Raw genomic sequence first — 20578 nt, forward strand, 5'->3', positions numbered from 1 at the left:
ATCGAGTTCGGGGGGGACTTCATCCGTGTTGCCCTGGGGCTTCGGGCCTTGTCCGCGGGCTGCCGCTGCGATGCCGCCCGGCCGCTACTCGTCGGCGTCCGCAAAGAAGCCGCGAATACCGGCGACGCCTTGTGCGCCGGCTGCGCGGGCGGCGACGAGATCGGCGGGCCCGACGCCGCCCAAGGCATACACGGGCAGCGAGGTGCCCGCGCGGAGGGTGCTGAAGCCTGACCAGCCCAGAGGCTGCGCCTCCGGATGGCTCAGCGTCGGCAGCACCGGCGACAGCAGGGCGAAGTCGCAGCCGAGCGACTCGGCCCGGCGCAGGGACACCGGGTCGTGGCACGAAGCGCCGATGCAAGGCAGTTCCGGACGCTGGTCAAGCCGCATCAGCAGGGTCCGGCTGAGCTGGGCGCCGCAGCCCAGCGCGCGGGCGAGCTCGAGATCCTCGGGGCCACGCGCATTCAGCAACAACTCGATGCCCAGCGCCTGCGCGCGCTCGGCCGCAAGGCGCGCCAGCGCGGCCCGGGCCTCGCTGCCGAGCGAAGGGACGCGCAGCTGCAGTCGCCTGGCACCTGCGGCCGTGGCCGCGGCGAACCAGGCCTCCATCAGAGCCGGCTTCGCCACCGCTTCGGGGCTGATCCAGTAGTGCGCGGGCTGCCGCAGGCAGGCGAGGATCGGACGGTCCGCCGCCGGCAGCGCGTTCGGGTCGATATCGGCGGGCGCCAGCCAGCGCAGGGCCTGAGCCTCAAGCGCACGGGGCTCACCGCGCCAGTCGCGCACCTCGATGGCGTCCAGCCACAGCAGGCGTCGCGGCTGGCGCTGCGGCACGCGAATCAGCGGCGCGCCAGAAGCGATCTCGACGCCCAGCTCCTCGATCAGCTCACGCCGCAGGGCCGCGAACGCCGTCTCGTCGGCTTCGAGCTTGCCGCCGGGGAATTCCCAGAGGCCAGCGTCCTCGCGCCCCACGGGACGCTGCGCAAGCAGCACGCGTCCCGCGGCGTCGAACAGCAGGCCCGCGACAACGCGCAGCTCAGGCAGGATCGCGGTCATGTCGGTAGTTGCGCTGGCTTGCTCGCCCACGCACAGCAGCAGGGCCGCTTGCGCGGCCCTGTCGTGTGCATTCAGGCCAGTTGGCCGTGGCAGTGCTTGTACTTCTTGCCCGAGCCGCAGGGGCAGGGATCGTTGCGTCCCACCTTCGGGTCGCCCCGCAGCGGCGTCTGCGCCTGGGCCTGCTGGAGCTGCGCGGCTTCCTCGTCGGCGCCGTAGCCGCCCGCGCTCTCGTGCTGGAACTGCATGCGCTTGGCTTCGATCTCGGCGCGGCGGCGCTCCTCGGCCTCCAGGCGCTCAACCTCGTCCTCGCTGCGGATGCGCACGCGGGCCAGCATGGTGGTGACTTCGCGCTTGACCTTCTCCAGCATCTCGGAGAACAGCTCGAAGGCCTCGCGCTTGTACTCCTGCTTGGGCTGCTTCTGCGCATAGCCGCGCAGATGGATGCCCTGGCGCAGGTAGTCCATCCGCGCGAGATGCTCCTTCCAGCTGCCGTCGAGGACGGTCAGCATCACGTGCTTCTCGAGGGCGCGCATCAGCTCGGCGCCGACCTGCGACTCCTTCTCGGCGAACAGGGCTTCGGCCGCCTCGACGACGTGGCGGGCGATGTCTTCGGCGGTCAGCTCCTCGCGCTCGGTGACCAGCTTTCTGATGTCGACCTGCAGGCCGAAATCGGCGGCCAGCACCTTCTCCAGGCCTTCGATGTCCCATTGCGCGTCAATCGAGTTGGCCGGCACGTGCTGCTGGGTGACCTCGGTGAACACGTCGGCGCGGATGCTGGCGACCGTGTCCTTGACGTCCTCCACTTCCAGCAGCTCGTTGCGCTGCTCGTAGATGACCTTGCGCTGGTCGTTGTTGACGTCGTCGAAGTCGAGCAGGTTCTTGCGGATGTCGAAGTTGTGGGCCTCGACCTTGCGCTGCGCCTTTTCGATCTGGCGGCTGACCAGGCGGTCCTCGATGGCGTCGTCTTCCTTCATGCCGAGGAAGGCCATGGCCTTCTGCACCCAGTCGGCCGCGAAGATGCGCATCAGGTTGTCTTCGAGGCTCAAGTAGAAGCGCGTGCTGCCAGGGTCGCCCTGGCGACCCGAGCGGCCGCGCAGCTGGTTGTCGATACGCCGGCTCTCATGGCGCTCGGTGCCGATGATGTGCAGGCCGCCAGCCTCCAGCACCTGATCGTGGCGCGCCTGCCATTCGGCGCGGACGCGCTGGCGGTCTGCTTCCGAGGCCTGTTCGCCCAGCGCCTGCAGCTCCGAGTCCAGCGCGCCGCCGAGAACGATGTCCGTGCCGCGGCCGGCCATGTTGGTGGCAATGGTCACCGCCCCCGGACGGCCTGCCTGCGCCACGATCTGGGCCTCACGCTCGTGCTGCTTGGCGTTCAGCACCTCGTGCGGGATTTTCTGCTTTTTCAGCAGGCTCGCCAGCAGCTCGGAAGTCTCGATCGAGGTGGTGCCGACCAGCACCGGCTGGCCACGTTCGTGGCAGGCCTTGATGTCCTCACTGATCGCCTTGTACTTCGCTTCCTTCTTGAGGAACACGAGGTCAGGCATGTCCTTGCGGATCATCGGCCGGTGGGTCGGGATGACCGTGACTTCGAGGCCGTAGATGCTCTGGAACTCGTAGGCTTCCGTGTCGGCCGTGCCGGTCATGCCGGACAGCTTCTTGTACATGCGGAAGTAGTTCTGGAAGGTGATCGAAGCCAGCGTCTGGTTCTCGCGCTGGATCGGCACGCCTTCCTTCGCCTCCACCGCCTGGTGCAGGCCGTCCGACCAGCGCCGGCCCGGCAGGGTGCGGCCGGTAAACTCGTCGACGATGATGACCTCGCCATCGCGCACGATGTAGTCGACATCGCGCTGGAAGAGCGCATGCGCACGCACCGCGGCGTTCAGGTGGTGCACCACGGCGAGGTTGTGGGCGGCGTAGAGATCCTCGTCGTTCTTGAGGATGCCGGCTTCGCGCAGCAGCTGCTCGGCGTGCTCCATGCCGGCTTCCGAAAGGTGCACCTGCTTGCCCTTTTCGTCGACCCAGTAGTCGCCTTCGCCCTTCTCGTCGCTCTGCCGGGAGAGCTTGGACACGAGCTTGTTGACGCGGATGTAAAGCTCGGGGGAATCGTCGGCCGGGCCGGAGATGATCAGCGGCGTGCGCGCCTCGTCGATCAGGATCGAGTCGACTTCGTCAACGATGGCGTAGTGCAGCCCGCGCTGGAAGCGGTCCTCGAAGCGCAGCGCCATGTTGTCGCGCAGGTAGTCGAAGCCGTATTCGTTGTTGGTGCCGTAGGTGATGTCGGCGGCGTAAGCGGCTTTCTTGTCGCCGTGCGGCATGCCGGGATAGACCACGCCGACCGACAGGCCCAGCCAGTTGTAGACGCGCCCCATCCAGGCGGCGTCACGCTTGGCCAGGTAGTCGTTGACGGTGACCACATGCACGCCCTTGCCTTCCAGCGCGTTGAGGTACACCGGCAGCGTCGCCATCAGGGTTTTGCCTTCGCCGGTGCGCATCTCGGCGATGCGGCCCGAGTTCAGCACCATGCCGCCAATCAGCTGGACGTCGTAGTGGCGCATGCCGAGCACGCGGCGCGCTGCTTCGCGCATCACCGCGAAGGCCTCGGGCAGCAGCTGATCGACGCCCTCGCCCTTGCTCAAACGCTCTCGGAACTCCGGCGTCTTGGCCTTCAGCGCCTCGTCATCGAGCGCCTGCATCGCGGGCTCAAGTGCGTTGACGCGCGCGACAGACTTGGAGAACTGCCGCACCAGGCGCTCGTTGCGGCTGCCGAAGATGCGGGTCAGAAGGGCGTTGAACATGGGGAGTTCCGGGTCGCGGCCGGCGGCCGCCGTGGAGGTGGAAGAAGGGGAACAAAGCCGCCAACGAAAAAGGCCGCCTTGCAGCGGCCTGGTCTGGCGCTCAAGCGCCGCAGCGCCCGGCATTCTAACCTGTGGGTGAATTCGCGCGAATCAAGCGCGACGCAGCCCGGCGCGCGGATGCGCCATCAGCCTCGCGCGGGGGCCTGTCGGGCCTGGCGGAGAAAGGGATGCGGATTGACCGTGCGGCCGTTGTGGATCACTTCGATGTGCACGTGCGAGCCGGTCGAGCGCCCCGTCGATCCCATCTTGGCGATCAGGTCGCCGGCGCGGACCCGATCGCCCTCGCTCACCAGGTTTTCCTGATTGTGGGCATAGCGGGTCACGTAGCCGTTGCCGTGGTCGATATCGACCATATTGCCGTAGCCAGGATGGCGGCCAGAGAACACCACCACGCCATCGGCGACCGAGAGAATATCGCTGCCGCGCGGGCCGTTGAAGTCGACGCCCGAGTGGAAGTGGCTGCGACCGGTAAATGGATCGATGCGGGTGCCGTAGGTGGACGAGGCGTAGCCCGAGCGCACCGGGCTGCCCGTGGGCAGCATCGCCTGCTCCAGCTCACGATCGAGCAGGAGGCTCTCCAGCACGCCCAGCTGGTCACCCTGCTGTGCCAGCTGCTGGGCCAGGCGATCGAGCGAATCCACCAGCTCCTGCTTGCTACGGTTGGAGACTGCGCCCATGTCTTCGGGGCCGCCCAAGGCCGGCGGCTCGGAAAAATCGAACTCGCCGTCTTCGAGGCGGCCGATCTGGGTGAGGCGCTCTCCCAGCGCATTGAGGCGGTTGGCCTGGGCCTGCAGCTGACCGAGGCGAGCCGCCATCGCGTTCAGCTCTTCCTCGGCCTCGGTGCGCGCGGCGGAGATGGAGTCGCGCTGCGCGACCAACTCTTCATTCAGGGCTTCAAGCTGGTTCAGCGCGAGCGCTTCGCTCGAGCGCAGAACCCAGCCCAGGCCGAAGCCGCTGCCCACCAGAAGGGCAAGCGCGGCGAGGCTGCCGGCAATCAGGCGCGCGTCAAGCAGATTCAGCTTGCGCGGCGCCTTCAGGAAACTCGCTACGATGATGACGTTCATGGCACTCCGGTCGTTCGTTCGCCCATGCAGACCTTTCCCAAGAGCACCTTCCAACCGCTGTTGGCGGCGAAGGAAGGCTCGCCTCTCGTCAGCCTGATCGATCGCGCCCGTGCCTTGGCCGCGCTCGACAAGCGTCTGCGTCAGTCCCTGCCCGAGCCGCTCGCCAGCCAGTGTCGTCTGGCCAACGTGCGCGAAGGCAGGCTTGTCTTTCTGGCGAGTTCGCCGCTGTGGCGCACTCGGCTTCGACTGGAAGCCGTCAGCCTGTTGGCTGCGGCCAGCGAAGCCGGTGTGCCCGCCTTCGAACTCACCGTGAAAGTGGCGCCGATGCTGACCGTTCCCCCGGAGCAGGCATCGCACTCACCCGTCACACCGGCGGCAGCAGCGGCGCTGCGGGAAGCGGCCCTCCAGGCCACTGACCCCGAACTCCGACAGCAGCTGCTGGCTTTGGCCTCCCTGGCCGATTCCGCGTCCTGATGGGGCGAACGCCCCGGGGCCGCCAACACGGCAGCCCAAAAAAGATCGCAATGCTTCAGACGATGGCCTGCGCCGGATGGGCGTAGGAAATCGGCGCCTTGGCTTCGTCCTCGAACGTGACTTCTTCCCAGGCGCTGGCATCGGCCAGCATCGCGCGCAGCAGCTGGTTGTTCATGCCGTGGCCGGACTTGTAGCCGTAGAAAGCGCCGATCAGGCTGTGGCCGAGCAGGTAGAGATCACCGATGGCGTCGAGGATCTTGTGCTTGACGAACTCGTCCTCGTAACGAAGACCGTCCTCGTTGAGGACGCGGTAGTCATCGAGCACGATCGCGTTGTCCATCGAACCGCCGAGCACCAGGTTGCGCTCGCGCAACATCTCGATGTCCTTCATGAAGCCGAAGGTGCGCGCGCGGCTGACTTCCTTGACGAAACTCGTGGTGGAGAAGTCGATTTCGGCGCTGGAAGTGTTCTTCGAGAACACCGGGTGTTTGAAGTCGATGGTGAAGCCCACCTTGAAACCCTCGAAGGGTTCGAAGCGCGCCCACTTGTCGCCGTCCTTGACGGTGACGGTCTTTTTGATGCGGATGAATTTCTTGGCGGCGTTCTGCTCTTCGATGCCGGCGCTCTGCACCAGGAACACGAAGGGGCCGGCCGAGCCGTCCATGATCGGCACTTCCGGCGCCGACAGGTCGATGTAGCAGTTGTCGATGCCCAAGCCCGCCAGCGCGGACAGCAGATGCTCGACGGTAGAAACCTTGACGCCATCCTTGTTGACCAGGGTGCTGGCCATGCTGGTCTCGCCGACGCAGTGCGCGCAGGCCTTGATCTCGGCGGGCTCGGCGAGGTCGGTGCGACGGAACACGATGCCGGTATTGACCGCCGCTGGGCGCAGGGTCATGTAGACCTTCTCGCCCGAGTGGATGCCCACGCCCGTGGCGCGGATGGCATTGCGGAGCGTGCGTTGACGGATCATGCGCGGTCGGCTTCCCGAGGGAGTGCGTGACAAAACGACGCGGAGGATGGCACGCGTCCCAACGTCACGCAAGCGCAACAGTCGGTAAATACCCCACAATCCGTTGCCAAAAAGCAACAAACTGAAACGGAACCGTGACCGCGTTCCGGGAACGGTCGGAACGCGGTCGGCGGCGATTCAGCCCCGCGAACGGGGCGGAATCCGGTGCGGCTCGATCAGTCGGCCTGGCGGCGCAGGAAGGCCGGAATGTCGAGGTAGTCCATCGGCAGGTCGGCCGTGGCGACGCGCCCCTCACCGCGGGAAGCCGCGCGCGGCGCCGGCGCGGCGACCGGGTCGATGGCCATGCCCGTGGTGGCATCGCGCAGGCCGGCGACCGGGCGCAGGCGCGGGGTCTCGACCTTCTCGATGCGTTCATTGCGCGGGGCCGGGCGGGCCGCCACGCCGCGATTCAGGCCGGTGGCGACGACGGTGACGCGGACTTCGTCCTGCATCTCGTGGTCGAGCACGGTGCCGATCACCACGGTGGCGTCCTCGGAGGCGAACTCTTCGATGGTGCGGCCGACCTCGTCGAACTCGCGCATCGTGAAGTCGGGGCCCGCCGTGATGTTGACCAGGATGCCGCAGGCGCCGGACAGGTTGATGTCGTCCAGCAGCGGGTTGCTGATCGCCTTCTCGGCGGCCTCCATGGCGCGCTCTTCGCCGCGGGCGCAGCCCGAGCCCATCATCGCCATGCCCATTTCGCTCATCACCGTGCGCACGTCGGCGAAGTCGACGTTGATCAGGCCGGGGCGGACGATCAGGTCGGCGATGCCTTGGACTGCGCCCTGCAGCACGTCATTGGCGGCGCGGAAGGCGTGCACCATGGTCGCGTCGCGGCCGAGCACGGTGATCAGCTTTTCGTTGGGAATCGTGATCAGCGAGTCGCAGTGGCTGGACAGCTCCTCGATGCCCTTCAGTGCCACCTGCATGCGGCGACGGCCCTCGAACGGGAAAGGCTTGGTGACCACGGCCACGGTCAGGATGCCCATCTCCTTGGCCAGCTGGGCGATCACCGGTGCCGCGCCGGTGCCGGTGCCGCCGCCCATGCCCGCGGTGATGAACACCATGTCGGCGCCCGTGATCGCCTCGACGATGCGCTCGCGGTCTTCCAGTGCGGCCTGCCGGCCGACTTCGGGGTTGGCGCCTGCGCCCAGCCCCTTGGTGACGCCCGAGCCCAACTGCAGGATGCGCTTGGCGCCGGTGCCCCGGATCGCCTGCGCGTCGGTGTTGGCGCAGATGAACTCAACGCCATCCAGGCTCGAGTTCACCATGTGTGCAACGGCATTGCCGCCGCCACCGCCGACTCCGACCACCTTGATGACCGCGTTAGGTGCGGTCCGCTCCACCAGTTCAAACATCGTGCTCTCCTTCCGTTCCGTATGACGCAGCTGCTTGATGACCCCTGATTGATTCCGCCGGCGCACGGCGCCGACAGCTCTAGAACTCGCCCCTGAACCAGTTGCGCAGACGCCCGAAGGCGCTGCCGACCTTGCCCGGCACCACCGGCGCGCGACGCGGACGTTCCTGCTGGCTGCCCCACAGCAGCAGGCCGACGCCAGTGGCGTGCACCGGGTTGCCCACGACTTCGCCCAAGCCCCCGACGTACTGCGGGATGCCGATCCGCACCGGCATGTGCAGCATTTCCTCGGCCAGCTCGGCGACGCCCTCCATGCGCGAGGCGCCACCGGTCAGCACCAGCCCGGCCCGGATCAGTTCTTCGAAGCCGGAGCGGCGCAGTTCGGCCTGCACCATCTCGAAGATCTCCTCGTAGCGGTTCTGCACCGCTTCGGCCAGGGCCTGCCGCGCCAGTCGGCGAGGCGGACGGTCGCCGACGCTCGGCACCTGGATGCTCTCCTCGGCCGTGGCCAGCTGGGCCAGCGCGCAGGCATAGCGGACCTTGATCTCTTCGGCGTGCGGGGTCGGCGTGCGCAGCAGGTGGGCTATGTCGCTGGTGACCTGGTCGCCGGCGATCGGCAGCGAGGCGGTATGGCGGATCGCTCCTTGGGCGAACACGGCGATATCGGTGGTGCCGGCGCCGATGTCGACCAGAGCGACGCCCAGCTCCTTCTCGTCCGAGGTCAGCACCGCCTGCGAGCTGGCGAGGCCCGCGAGGATGAGGTCATCGACCTGCAGCCCGCAGCGCTGCACGCACTTCATGATGTTCTGCGCCGCCGACTGCGCGCCCACCACCAGGTGCGCGCGCACTTCCAGGCGCACGCCCGACATGCCAACGGGATGGCGGATGCCCTCCTGCGAGTTGTCGACGATGTACTCCTGCGGGATGGCGTGCAGGATCTTCTGGTCGGACGGAATCGCCACCGCCTTGGCGGCCTCCAGCACGCGCTCCATGTCGGCGTAGCTGACCTCGCCCTCGCGGATCGGCACGATGCCTGGCGAGTTCTTGCACTGGGTATGGCTGCCCGAGATCGACGCGTAGACCGAGCGGATCTCGCAGCCGGCCATGACTTCGGCCTCTTCGATCGCGCGCTGGATCGAATGCACGGTCGACTCGATGTCGACGACCACACCGCGACGCAGGCCGGTCGAGCTGTGGCTGCCGATGCCGATGACCTCCAGCGGCTCATCGGGCGAGTACTCGCCCACCAGCGCCACCACTTTCGAGGTGCCGATATCGAGGCCGACGATCAGGGATTTGTCGCCTTTGCGGTTCATGTGTCTTGTTCCGGGACAGCGGGGGTGCCGGCCTCGACGGCCGGGGGCTCGGCCCACAGGAGGGCGAAGCCGTTGGCATAGCGCAGGTCGGCGCGCAGCAGGGGTCGCGCCGCCGAGCGCGCCAGTTCGGGCAGCGCGGCGACAAAGCGGCGCAGACGCGGCAGCGGCTCGGTTCGACCCAGCACCACTTCGGTGCCGCTGACCAGGGCCAGGGTCCAGCTTCCGCGCGGGCTGAGCTGCATGCGCTGCGGCGGATCGCCCACCAGGGTCAGCAGCGGCTGCACGGCGGCGTGCATCTCCATCATCCGGGCGACGTCGCGGTCCTCGGCCTCGAAACGCGGCAGGCCCTGCAGGGTTTCGAGGTCAGGCACCTCGAACAGGCGCCCACGATCGGACAGCAGGCGCGATTCGCCCCAGCGCGCGAGCGGACGGTGCTCGACTAGCACGATTTCGAGCGTATCCGGCCACAGCTTGCGCACAGCCACCTGCTCGACCCAGGGCAGTGCCGCCAGCGCCGAGCGCACCGCCTCGACGTCGACTGCGAAGAAGCCGCGGTCCAGATGGGGCCGCACCGCTGACCGCACCTGCTCTGCGCTGACCCGCTGGAATTCGGCCGACACGCGGAGCTGTTCCAGCCGCCAGCGGTCGGACGCGAACCAGCCGTTCAGCACCGCCACCACCGGCAGTGTGATCACGGCCAGAGCGAACAGCCAGGCGAGCAGGCGGACCAGGGCGTTCATGCGCGCGCGTGGCCCTCCAGGGTCTGGGCCAGGATCCGCAGGCACAGCGCCTCGAAGCCAAGCCCGGTCTGGCGCGCGGCCTTGGGCACCAGCGAGTGGCTGGTCATGCCGGGGGCGGTGTTGACTTCCAGCAGCCAGTTGCGGCCCTCGCGGTCGCGCATCACGTCGACGCGGCCCCAGCCGCGGCAGCCCAGCGCCTGGAAGGCCGCCAGCGCCAGCGCACCGAGTTCCGCTTCCGCGTCGCCCTGCAGGCCCGGGCACAGGTACTGGGTCTCGTCGGAGACGTACTTGGCCTCGTAGTCGTACCAGGCGCCTTTCGGCACGATCTGGATGCTCGGCAGGGCGCGCCCGTCGAGCACGCCGACGGTGAACTCGCCGCCCTCGATCAGCTGCTCCATCAGCAGCTCACCGGGATAGCGCGCGGCCAGCTCGATCGCAGCGTCGAGGTCGGCTTCGCTGAAGACTCGACTGACGCCCACGCTGGAGCCCTCGCAGGCCGGCTTGACGATCACCGGCAGGCCCAACGAGCGCGCCGCGGCCTGCACGTCGTCGCCTTTCCTTAGGCGGACGTAGCGCGGCGTCGGCAGGCCGAGCGCGAGCCAGACCTGCTTGCTGCGGATCTTGTCCATGGACAGGGCCGAGCCCAGCACGTCAGAGCCCGTATAGGGAACGCCGAAGGCTTCAAGCAGACCCTGGACGATGCCGTCCTCACCGCCGCCGTGATGGCCGTGCAGGATGTTGAAGACGCGATCGACCGCGCCTTGGGCGAGCAGCTCGCGCAGGGCCGGAATGCCGTCGACCGCGAAGGCGTCGACGCCGCCGGCGCGCAGCGCGTCGAGCACGTTGCGTCCGGAGTCGAGGCTGACCTCGCGCTCGCTGGAGCTGCCGCCGAGCAGCACCGCCACGCGGCCGAAGGTCTTGGGATCGAGAGTGCTCATGCTCATTGGGCCCCGTCCGTGTGGGCAGAAAAGTCGAGTCCGGCGGCGGCCAGGGCCTGGCTGCTGCGGCCGATGTCGCCGGCGCCGGAGAGGATCAAGAGATCGCCATCGAGCAGCAGGTCCGGCAGGGTCGCGGCGAGGTCGCGCGGATGCCCGACCAGTACCGGGTCGATGCGACCACGGGCGCGGATCGCGCGGGCCAAGGCGCGCGCGTCGGCCCCAGGAATCGGCGCCTCGCCGGCCGGATAGACCTCGGTCAGCACGAGCACGTCGACCTCGCTCAGCACCGCGGCGAAGTCATCGAGCAGGTCGCGGGTGCGGCTGTAGCGGTGCGGCTGGAAGGCCAGCACCAGGCGTTTGTCGGGCCAGCCGCCGCGAGCGGCGGCAATCGTCGCCGCCAGCTCGCGCGGGTGGTGGCCGTAGTCGTCCACCAGTTCGGCGCTGCCCGCACGCAAGTCGAGTGCACCCAGGCGATTGAAGCGTCGGCCGACGCCCTGGAAGGCCGCCAGCGCGCGGGCGATGGCGGCGCCCTCCACTCCCAGCTGCCAGCCGACCGCGGCTGCGGCCAGCGCGTTCTGCACGTTGTGCCGGCCCGGCAGGTTGAGCAGCACCGGCAGCGGCGCCTCGCCCGGCAGGTGCAGGGTGAACTGCATCTGCGCGCCGCGCTGGCTGACCGCGGTGGCGCGCACGTCGGCCTCCTCGGCGAGCCCGTAGGTGACCAGATGGCGCGGCATCTCGGCGGCGAGTGCGCGCACTTCGGCATCGTCGATGCAGAGCACTCCGAGGCCGTAGAACGGCAGGCGGTGCAGAAACTCGGAAAACGCCGCGCGCACCCGCGCGAAGTCGCCGCCGTAGTTCTCCAGATGGTCGGCATCGATATTGGTCACCACCGCGATCAGCGGCGTGAGGCGCAAGAAGCTGCCGTCGCTTTCGTCGGCCTCCGCTACCAGCCAGTCACCCTGCCCCAGCCCGGCATTGGCGCCGGCGGAGAGCAGCTTGCCGCCGATCACGAAGGTGGGGTCGAGCGCGCCCTCCGACAGCACGCTGGCGGTCAGGCTGGTGGTGGTGGTCTTGCCGTGGGTACCGGCGATGGCGATGCCGCGGCGGAAGCGCATGAGTTCGGCCAGCATCTCGGCGCGCGGCACAATCGGGATGCGCTGCGCACGCGCCTCCACCAGCTCGGGGTTGTCGGCGCGCACCGCGCTCGAGACCACCACGACGTCGGCTTCGCGCACGTTTTCGGCGCGGTGGCCGATGTCGACGCGCACGCCCTGCTCGCGCAGGCGCGCGGTGGCGGCGCCGTCGGCCAGATCGGAGCCGGACACGGTGTAGCCCAGGGTGCACAGCACCTCGGCAATGCCGCTCATGCCCACGCCGCCCACGCCCACGAAGTGGACGCGGCGGAAGGCGCTGGCGATGTCGCCGTGGTCGGACAGGCGCCTCATGCGCAGGACTCCTCGATGCAGATGGCGGCGACGCGCTCGGCGGCGTCGACGCGGGCAAGACGGCGCGCGGCCTCGGCCATTGCGGCGGCACGCGCGGGGTCGGTGGCGAGCTGGGCCAGCGCACCGGCAAGACGCTGGACGAAGCCCTCGCCTTCGCTGAGCTTGAGCGCGGCGCCGGCCTCGACCAGCCAATCGGCGTTGCGGCTCTGGTGGTCGTCGGCGGCGGTCGGCAGCGGCACAAGCACCGCCGGCAGCCCGACCGCACAGAGTTCGGCCAGGGTCGACGCGCCCGCACGGCAGACCACGAGATCGGCCCAGCGGTAGGCCGTCGGCATGTCCTCGATGAAGGCCACGGTATCGGCGCGCAGCCCAGCCTCGCGGTAGCGCTGGGCGGTCGCGTCGAGCGCGGTCGCGCCGGTCTGGTGGCGGATCTCGCAGCAGACGCCGCTGAGGCGCAGGGCTTCGGGCAGGTGCTGATTGAGCGCGCGCGCGCCCTGGCTGCCGCCGACCACCAGCAGGCGCAGCGGCCCGGGCGCGCGCTCGCGCTGGGCCGGCGCCGGCAGCCCGGCGATTTCGGCGCGCACCGGATTGCCGACCACTTCCTCGCGGGCAAAGGTGCCCGGCATGCCGACCAGACGGCGACGCGCGAAGCGCGCCAGCAGGCGGTTGGTCAGGCCCGGGGCGCGGTTCGACTCGTGCAGCAGCAGCGGGCGTCGCAGCAGCCAGGCCGCAAGCCCGCCGGGGCCCGCGGCGAAACCGCCAAAGCTCAGCACACAGCGCGGCTGCAGCCGGCGCAGCAGACGCATCGCACCGAACACCGCGCGCAGCAGCATGAAGGGGGCGGTGAGCCGGCGCACCCACCCGCCGCCGCGCAGCCCGCGCACCGGCAGGATGTGCAGGGCAATGCCGGCCGCCGGCACCAGCCGGGTTTCCATCGCGCCCTCAGCGCCCAGCCATTCGACCGCGACCGACTGCGCCGCCAGGGCGCGCGCCACCGCCAGGCCCGGGAAGATATGGCCACCGGTGCCGCCGGCGAGGATCAGCACAGGGCCGCTCATGGCAGCGCTCCGATGCCGGGCTCGATGCGCGCGCGCGCCGGACCGGGCCGGAACACCGGGCTTGGCGCCTCAGCGCGGTTCGGCGCAGCGGACGCCGGGCGTTGCAGGAGTTCGGCCGGATCCTGCAGATCCTCGCTCCGCAGCTTGCCCGCCTGGCGACGGGCGCGCTCGGCTTCGTAGCTGACGCGCAGCAGCAGGCCCAGCGCCATGCAGCTCAGGATCACGCTGGAGCCACCCGAGGAAATCAGCGGCAGAGTCAGACCCTTGGTGGGCAGCACGCCCATGTTGACGCCGATCGAAACCAGGGATTGCAGGCTCATCCACAGGGCGACGCCGAACGCGCAATAGCCGGCAAAGGCGCGGCCCATCTCGATCGCGCGCAGGCCCAGCCAGAACGCCCGCGCCGCAAGCAGCACGAACAGACCGATCAGCAGGCTGACGCCGATGAAGCCGGTCTCTTCGGCGTAGACCGCGAAGATGAAGTCGGTATGCGCCTCGGGCAGGTAGAAGAGCTTCTGCACCGAAGCGCCGAGGCCGACGCCCGTGGCTTCGCCGCGGCCGATCGCGATCAGCGAGTGGCTCAGCTGATAGCCCGCGCCGTAGGGATCCTGGAAGGGATCGAGGAAGGACACGAGGCGACGCATGCGATACGGCTCGAACACGGCCAGCGCGGCGAGGCCCACCGCACCCAGCAGCGCCGGCGCCAGCAGGAAGGGCGCGCGCGCGCCGCCCAGCCAGAGCATGCCGCCGGTGATTGCACAGAGCAGCACGGTTGAGCCGAAATCCGGCTGGGCCAGCAGCAGGGCGCCGAGCATGGCGACCACGGCCAGCGGTTTGAACACGCCCCAAAAGCGGTCCTGCAGCTGTTCGCGGTAGCGCACCATGTAGCTGGCCAGCCACAGAATCAGCAGCAGCTTGGCCGCTTCCACCGCCTGGAAGCCGAAGAAGCGCAGCTCGATCCAGCGCGTCGCTCCGTTGACCTCGCGCCCCAGGCCCGGCACCAGCACGGCGGTGAGCAGGACGAAGGCGAGGATCAGCAGGCTGCTGCCGCGGCGCTCCAGCGCGCGCAGCTCGGTGCGCATCAGAAACACGGCGCCGATGAGGCCGACGGCGAGAAAGAACAGATGCCGGTGCAGGTAGTGCAGCGGCTCGACGCCGTGGCCCTCGGAGATCGCCAGCGAGCTGGAGGCGACCATCACCACGCCGATGCCGACCAGGGTCAGCACCACCGCCATCAGCACACCGTCGTAGGCGCCGGCGATCTCGTCGCGCTTCTGCGCTTGCGGCATCGGCAGGCCGAGCATCAGCGCACCTTCAACGTGGCAAGCCCGATCAGCACCAGCACCACGGTGATGATCCAGAAGCGGACGATCACGCGCGGCTCGGGCCAACCCTTGAGCTCGAAGTGGTGGTGGATCGGCGCCATCCGGAACACCCGGCGCCCGGTCAACTTGAAGCTCGCGACCTGGATCATCACCGACAGCGTCTCGATGACGAAGATGCCGCCCATGATGACCAGCACGATCTCCTGACGGACGATCACCGCCAGCGTGCCGAGCACGGCCCCCAGCGCGAGCGCGCCGATGTCGCCCATGAACACCTGCGCCGGATAGGTGTTGAACCACAGAAAGCCCAAGCCCGCGCCACCGATCGCCGCGCACAGGATCACCAGTTCGCCGGCGCCGGGGATCTGCGGGATCAGCAGGTACTGCGAGAACACCGCATGCCCCGAGACGTAGGCGAAGATGCCGAGCGCAGCGGCCACCAGCACGGTCGGCATGATCGCGAGGCCATCCAGGCCGTCGGTAAGATTGACTGCGTTCGAGAAGCCGACGATCCAGAAGTAGGCGACGACGATGAAGCCCACGCCGAGCGGCAGCGCGAAGTCCTTGACCAGCGGGATGTGGAAGGCGGTCGCGGCCGGCACGTCGGCGGTGACGTAGAGCGCGATCGCGGCGATCAGGCCGAACACCGACTGCAGCAGGTACTTCCAGCGCGACTTCAGGCCCTTCGGATCGCGGCGCACGATCTTCAGGTAATCGTCCAGCCAGCCGATGAAGCCGAACGCGACGAGCACCCCCAAGAGGATCCAGATGTAGCGGTTCGACAGGTCCGCCCACAGCAGGGTCGAGGCGGCGACGGTCGACAGGATCAGGGCGCCGCCCATGGTCGGCGTGCCCGCCTTGGAGAAGTGCGACTGCGGGCCATCGCTGCGGATCGGCTGGCCGCCCGACTTCAGTGCCGCAAGCCGGCGGATGAAGGCCGGCCCCAGCCACAGCGACAGCGCGAGCGCGGTCAGCGCACCGAGGATCGCGCGCAGGGTCAGGTAGTTGAAGACCGCGAAGAAGCGGTCGAAGCCCTCCAGCCAGCGCGCCAGTTCAAGCAGCATGCGGGCCTCCGCTGTAGGCATCGTCGAAAAGCGCGGCGACCACGCGCTCCATGCGGCTGCCGCGCGAGCCCTTGACGAGAACGCGCAAGCCCGCGCTCAGCCGCGGGCGCAGGGCCTGGGCCAAGGCTTCCTGCGAGTCGAAGTGCTGCGCCCCCTCGCCGAAGGCGCGGCTGGCGGCAGCGGCGAGTTCGCCCACCGTGAACAGGCCTGACAGACCCTGCGCGCGCGCATGCGCACCGACCGCCGCGTGCAGGGCTTCGCCATCCGGCCCCAGCTCGCGCATGTCGCCCAGCACCAGCCAGGCCGGGCCCGCGGAGGAGGCCAGCGTGTCGATCGCCGCGCGCACCGAGCCCGGGTTGGCGTTGTAGCTGTCGTCGATGATCTGCGCGCCGCTGGCATGCAAGCGCGGGCTGAAGCGCCCCGCGACGCTCTGTGCCCCCTCCAGGCCTTCGCCGATCTGCACGAGATCCATGCCGGCCGCCAAGCCCATGGCCGCGGCCGCCAGTGCATTCATCACGCTGTGCCGGCCGGGCAGCGGCAGCCGGATGTCGAGAGCACCGGCTGGGGAACACAGGCGGAAGCAACTGCCGCCTGCGTCCAGGCGCAGCGCCTCCGCGAACACGTCGGCGTCGTTCTCCAGCCCGAAGCGCAGCTGTCGACGCGGGCCCACCATCTGTGTGAACAGCGGCGCGAAGGCATCGTCGGCATTGATCACCGCCACACCCTCGGCCGGCAGCTCGCGGTAGATCGCGCCCTTGGTCTCGGCGATGCCGAGCAGGGAGCCCATGCGCTCCAGATGCGCCGGGCCGATGTTGTTGACCAGGCTGTAGCGCGGCCGCGCGATGCGCGCGAGCCATTCGATGTCGCCGGGCGCGCCGGCGCCCATTTCGTAGACCGCGTACTCGGCGTCCTCCGGCTGGTTCAGCACCGACAGCGGCAGACCGATTTCGTTGTTGAAGTTGCCGGGATTGGCGTAGGCGCGGCCGGCGCGTTCGACGATGCCCGCGAGCAGGGTCTTGACCGAGGTCTTGCCGTTGCTGCCGGTCAGGCCGAACACGCGGGTGGATCGGCTGCGCGCCATGCCGGCCGCGAGCCGACCCAGCGCCAGCCGGGTGTCATCGCAACGGATCTGTGGCAGTGCCACCGGCAGCGGCCGTTCGACCAGCAGCGCGGTCGCGCCAGCGGCCAGGGCAGCGTCGGCGAAAACGTGGCCGTCGAAGCGCTCGCCGCGCAGGCAGACGAAGAGATCGCCCGGGCACAGCGCGCGCGAATCGGTCTGCACCCGCAGCACCGGTTCCGCGTGATCGTGGGCGCCGAGCAGCGCTTCGGCTTCGGCAAACCGCGCCACCTCGGCAAGGCTGAGCGGCCTCATGCGCGTCCTCTCAAGGCCATCGCGGCCACCGCCAGATCGTCGAAAGGCAGCCGTCGGTTGCCGGTTTCCTGATACGTCTCATGCCCCTTGCCAGCGACCAGCACGGTGTCGCCGGGCGCGGCCGCGCGCACCGCTGCCGCAATCGCGGCGGCGCGGTCGCGCTCGACCTCGACCGCCGCTCCCGGCGCAAAGCCGGAGAGGATGTCGGCGACGATGGCTTCGCCATCCTCGCTGCGCGGATTGTCGTCGGTGACGAACACCCGATCCGCCAGTCGACCGGCGATGGCCGCCATCTGCGGACGCTTGCCGCGATCGCGATCGCCGCCGCAGCCGAACACGCAGAGCAGGCGGCCGGCGGTGTGCTGGCGCAGGCTGGCCAGGGCCTGTTCGAGGCCGTCAGGCGTATGCGCATAGTCGACCACCAACAGCGGTTGGCCGCTTGCGCCGCCGAGACGGTTCATGCGGCCGGGAATGGCGGAGAGCCGCGGCAGCAGCGCCGCCACGCGCGCGAAGTCGACGCCCAAGGCGAGCAGCACGCCAGCCACGGCCAGCAGGTTCTCGATGTTGAAGCGGCCGAGCAGGGGCGAGTCGATGCGCACCGACTCGACGCCGTACTGCAGCTGGAAGTGCAGACCGGCCGCGTCCAGCACGAGATCGCCTGCGCGCAGCACCGCATCGCCCGCACCCAGCGCGCTGAAGCCGATCAGATCTACGCGTTCGGGCAAGCCGGCCGCAATCAACGCACCCTGGGTGTCATCCAGATTGATCACCGCGGCGCGCAGGCTGTCCCAGGCGAACAGGCTGGCCTTGGCGGCGGCGTAGGCCTCCATGGTGCCGTGGTAGTCGAGGTGATCGCGGCTGAGATTGGTGAACACCGCGATGTCGAACTGCAGGCCCGCCACGCGGCCTTGGTCCAAGGCATGCGAGGAGACCTCCATCGCCACCACTTGCGCGCCGGAAAGACTGAGATGCGCGAGCAGGCGGTGCACTTCCAGCACGTCAGGCGTGGTGCGCTCATGCGCCACCAGCTGGCCGTGCAGGCCGGCACCGAGCGTGCCGATGCTGCCGGCAACGCGACCCAGCAGCTGCAGGGCCTGGGCGGTGAGCTGCACGGTCGAGGTCTTGCCATTGGTGCCGGTGACGCCGATCAGGTCGAGCCCCAGCGTGGGCGCGGCATACAGCGCCTGGGCCAGCTGCGGCAGGCGCTCGCGCAGGCCGGGCACGAGCACCAGCGGCACCGGCAGCAGCGGCGCCTCGCCTTCAAAGGGTTCCGACAGCACCACCACGGCGCCGCGCCGTACGGCTTCGGCGGCGTGCAGCAGGCCGTGGGTGCGCGCACCCGCGAGCGCGACGAAACCTTCGCCCGGCTCGATCGCGCGACTGTCCAAGCGCAGGCCGGACACCGACAGAGTGGGCAGATCGCAGCGCTCAGGCAGCAGCTCCTGCAGGCTGAGCGCGGGCAGGCGGGCGTTCATTGCACCACCCCCGTATCGGGCGTCGGCTCGATCGCGCCTTCGGCTTCGAGCGGCAGCTCGCCGGGCGGAAGGATCGGCGCCTCGAGCGGCGTCGACACGTACCACTGCTGGATGTCGTCCGGCGGCACGTCAAGGATGCGCAGCGCATCCGCCATGACGCGGCCGAAGACGGGCGCAGCCACGAGGCCGCCGAAATGCTGACTGGGATCCGGATCGTTGATCACGACCACCATCGAGAGGCGGGGCTGTGAGGCCGGCACCAGTCCGGCGAACATACTGATGTAGCGCTTCTCGTAGCCGCCCGGCACCGAACGCCGCGAGGTGCCGGTCTTGCCGGCCACGCGATAGCCGGACACGCGCGCGCGGGTCGCGCTGCCCTCGGGGCCGGTCACGGTTTCGAGCATGTCGAGCAGGGTCCGGGCCAGCTGCGGATCGATGACCGAGCGCCCCTCACCGGCCCCGCCACGCACAAAGGTGGGCGGCATCCACACGCCGCCGTTGCCGATCGCGGCATAGGCCTGCGCGATCTGCAGAGCATTGGTGGACAGGCCATAGCCGTAGGAGATCGTGGCCTTCTCGAGCACGCCCCAGCCGCTGGGTGCCGTCAGCACGCCGGCCTGTTCGCCGGGAAAACCCGCGCCGGTGAGTTCGCCAAAGCCGAAACGGCGCAGCAGGTCGTGGAAATGCTCGTTGGGCATGTCCAGCGCCAGCTTGACCGCCGCGATATTCGAGGACTTGGTCAGCAGTCGGGTCGGGCTGACCGTACCGAAGTTGCGGATGTCGCGGATCGTGTGCCGGGCCAGCGGCATGTAGCCGGGGCTGGTTTCGATCACCGTGTCGGGCTGCCAGCGCCCGGTCTCGAGCGCGGCCGCCACGGTGAAGACCTTGATCACCGAGCCCGGCTCGAACACGTCGGTCAGCGCACGATTGCGGCGTGCAGAGGCATCGGCACCTTCGCGCGTGTTCGGGTTGTAGGTCGGCAGGTTGACCATCGCCAGCACTTCGCCCGTCGGCACGTCGGTGATCACCACCGTGCCCGAGGCCGCGCGGTTCTCCTCCAGCGCGCGCCGCAGTTCGCGGTAGGCGACGTGCTGAAGGCGCCGGTCGATGGACAGGGCAAGGTCGCGACCGGGCTGGGCGGGGCGCAGCAGGTCGACATCGATCGGCCGCAGCTTCTGGTCGCGCAGCACCCGCTTGCTGCCGGGCTTGCCGCTCAGCCAGTCGTTGAAGGCGAGCTCCAGGCCCTCCTGGCCGACATCATCGATATTGGTGAAGCCAAGCACGTGCGCGGCGATCTCACCCAAGGGATAGAAGCGGCGGAACTCGCGGCGGTTGTGCACGCCCGGAACCCCCAAGGCCAGCACGGCTTCGGCATCGTCCGGATTCATCTGCCGACGCAGGAACAGGAACTCGCGGTCGGCGCGCTCGTCGATGCGGCGCTTGAGCTCGGCCGGATCGAGGCCCAGCGCCGCGGCCAGCTCGGGGATGCGCCCGGGTTCGCCGGAGAGTTCCTTCGGATTGGCCCACAGCGAGGCGACCGGCGTGGACACCGCTAGCGGCTCGCCGTTGCGATCCGTGATCATCCCGCGCGAGATAGGCACCGGCAGCTCGCGCAGGTGGTATTGCTTGGCTTTGGCTTGGTAGAAGTCCGCGCGCAGCAGCTGCATATCGGCCGCGCGCGCGACCAGCAGCACCCCGCAGCAGGCCAGGCCCGCTGCCAGCAGGTTCAGGCGCATGCGCAGATTGACCGGAGGGCGGCGCGATTTCTTCATTGCCGCACCACCTGCACTTCGACCGGCTCGGGCGAGCGCATGCCCAGCTGCTCGCGCGCCACGCGCTCGATGCGGAAGGTCTCGCCCCAGGTCGCCTGCTCCAGCTGCAGACGGCCGAACTCGATGTTGAGCTCGTCGCGCTGCGCTTCCAGGCGGTTCAGTTCGGCGAACAGCTGGCGATGCGCATGGCGCGACTGCACCAGCGCGATGCCGCTCAGCACCACACCCACCAGCAGCGGCAGCCCGATCAGCACGCGCAGG

The 20578-nt window shown here is 69.2% G+C and carries 17 protein-coding genes; 1 reads left to right on the top strand and 16 read right to left on the bottom strand.

Going from position 1 to position 20578, the window contains the following annotated elements; translation table 11 throughout:
* Positions 1-84: 84 nt before the first annotated feature.
* The 3 genes from H4O13_13460 to H4O13_13470 all read right to left on the bottom strand — a co-directional run bounded on the left by H4O13_13460 (position 85) and on the right by H4O13_13470 (position 4969).
* Positions 85-1050, bottom strand: a complete 966-nt coding sequence (locus H4O13_13460) for a Nudix family hydrolase (protein MBE5316395.1) — start codon at positions 1048-1050, stop codon at positions 85-87.
* Between the two features lie 71 nt (positions 1051-1121).
* On the bottom strand, positions 1122-3845 hold the full coding sequence (gene secA, locus H4O13_13465) for a preprotein translocase subunit SecA (protein MBE5316396.1): 2724 nt from the start codon (positions 3843-3845) through the stop codon (positions 1122-1124).
* 185 nt (positions 3846-4030) lie between these two features.
* Entirely contained in the window at positions 4031-4969 is a 939-nt protein-coding gene (locus tag H4O13_13470) for a peptidoglycan DD-metalloendopeptidase family protein (GenBank protein MBE5316397.1), read from the bottom strand.
* Positions 4970-4993: 24 nt separating this feature from the next.
* Between H4O13_13470 and H4O13_13475 the strand changes: the two genes are divergently transcribed.
* Complete coding sequence (locus H4O13_13475; protein MBE5316398.1) at positions 4994-5443, top strand: DUF721 domain-containing protein; 450 nt, start codon at positions 4994-4996, stop codon at positions 5441-5443.
* Between the two features lie 55 nt (positions 5444-5498).
* On the opposite strand, the gene H4O13_13480 is transcribed toward H4O13_13475, so the two are convergent.
* From H4O13_13480 to ftsL, 13 genes are all read right to left on the bottom strand, one after another.
* Entirely contained in the window at positions 5499-6416 is a 918-nt protein-coding gene (locus tag H4O13_13480) for a UDP-3-O-acyl-N-acetylglucosamine deacetylase (GenBank protein MBE5316399.1), read from the bottom strand.
* A 215-nt stretch (positions 6417-6631) separates the two neighbouring features.
* Entirely contained in the window at positions 6632-7813 is a 1182-nt protein-coding gene (gene ftsZ / locus H4O13_13485; protein MBE5316400.1) for a cell division protein FtsZ, read from the bottom strand.
* A 79-nt stretch (positions 7814-7892) separates the two neighbouring features.
* Positions 7893-9128: a cell division protein FtsA gene (ftsA, locus tag H4O13_13490; GenBank protein ID MBE5316401.1), complete on the bottom strand. Its 1236-nt coding sequence runs from the start codon at positions 9126-9128 to the stop codon at positions 7893-7895.
* Positions 9125-9868 (bottom strand): FtsQ-type POTRA domain-containing protein, encoded by a 744-nt coding sequence (locus H4O13_13495; GenBank protein MBE5316402.1) that lies wholly within the window; start codon positions 9866-9868, stop codon positions 9125-9127. The genes ftsA and H4O13_13495 overlap by 4 nt, the downstream gene beginning before the upstream one ends.
* Positions 9865-10812: a D-alanine--D-alanine ligase gene (locus H4O13_13500; GenBank protein ID MBE5316403.1), complete on the bottom strand. Its 948-nt coding sequence runs from the start codon at positions 10810-10812 to the stop codon at positions 9865-9867. Before H4O13_13500 ends, H4O13_13495 begins: the two co-directional genes overlap by 4 nt.
* Positions 10809-12251, bottom strand: coding sequence for a UDP-N-acetylmuramate--L-alanine ligase (murC, locus tag H4O13_13505; protein MBE5316404.1), 1443 nt, complete (start codon positions 12249-12251; stop codon positions 10809-10811). Before murC ends, H4O13_13500 begins: the two co-directional genes overlap by 4 nt.
* Positions 12248-13309: an undecaprenyldiphospho-muramoylpentapeptide beta-N-acetylglucosaminyltransferase gene (gene murG, locus H4O13_13510; protein MBE5316405.1), complete on the bottom strand. Its 1062-nt coding sequence runs from the start codon at positions 13307-13309 to the stop codon at positions 12248-12250. Before murG ends, murC begins: the two co-directional genes overlap by 4 nt.
* Entirely contained in the window at positions 13306-14598 is a 1293-nt protein-coding gene (gene ftsW, locus H4O13_13515) for a putative lipid II flippase FtsW (GenBank protein MBE5316406.1), read from the bottom strand. The genes murG and ftsW overlap by 4 nt, the downstream gene beginning before the upstream one ends.
* A gap of 14 nt (positions 14599-14612) precedes the next feature.
* Entirely contained in the window at positions 14613-15698 is a 1086-nt protein-coding gene (locus tag H4O13_13520; protein MBE5316407.1) for a phospho-N-acetylmuramoyl-pentapeptide-transferase, read from the bottom strand.
* A complete protein-coding gene (locus H4O13_13525; GenBank protein MBE5316408.1) occupies positions 15688-17070 on the bottom strand; it encodes a UDP-N-acetylmuramoyl-tripeptide--D-alanyl-D-alanine ligase in 1383 nt (460 codons plus the stop codon). Before H4O13_13525 ends, H4O13_13520 begins: the two co-directional genes overlap by 11 nt.
* A complete protein-coding gene (locus tag H4O13_13530) occupies positions 17067-18545 on the bottom strand; it encodes a UDP-N-acetylmuramoyl-L-alanyl-D-glutamate--2,6-diaminopimelate ligase (GenBank protein MBE5316409.1) in 1479 nt (492 codons plus the stop codon). The genes H4O13_13525 and H4O13_13530 overlap by 4 nt, the downstream gene beginning before the upstream one ends.
* On the bottom strand, positions 18542-20317 hold the full coding sequence (locus H4O13_13535) for a penicillin-binding protein 2 (protein MBE5316410.1): 1776 nt from the start codon (positions 20315-20317) through the stop codon (positions 18542-18544). The genes H4O13_13530 and H4O13_13535 overlap by 4 nt, the downstream gene beginning before the upstream one ends.
* The gene (gene ftsL, locus H4O13_13540; GenBank protein MBE5316411.1) at positions 20314-20577 is read right to left on the bottom strand and encodes a cell division protein FtsL; all 264 of its coding nucleotides are present in this window, start codon (positions 20575-20577) and stop codon (positions 20314-20316) included. The genes H4O13_13535 and ftsL overlap by 4 nt, the downstream gene beginning before the upstream one ends.
* Between the last annotated feature and the right edge of the window lies 1 nt (position 20578).

The sequence above is a fragment of the Lysobacterales bacterium genome (assembly GCA_014946745.1).
GTDB lineage: Bacteria > Pseudomonadota > Gammaproteobacteria > Xanthomonadales > Xanthomonadaceae > Aquimonas.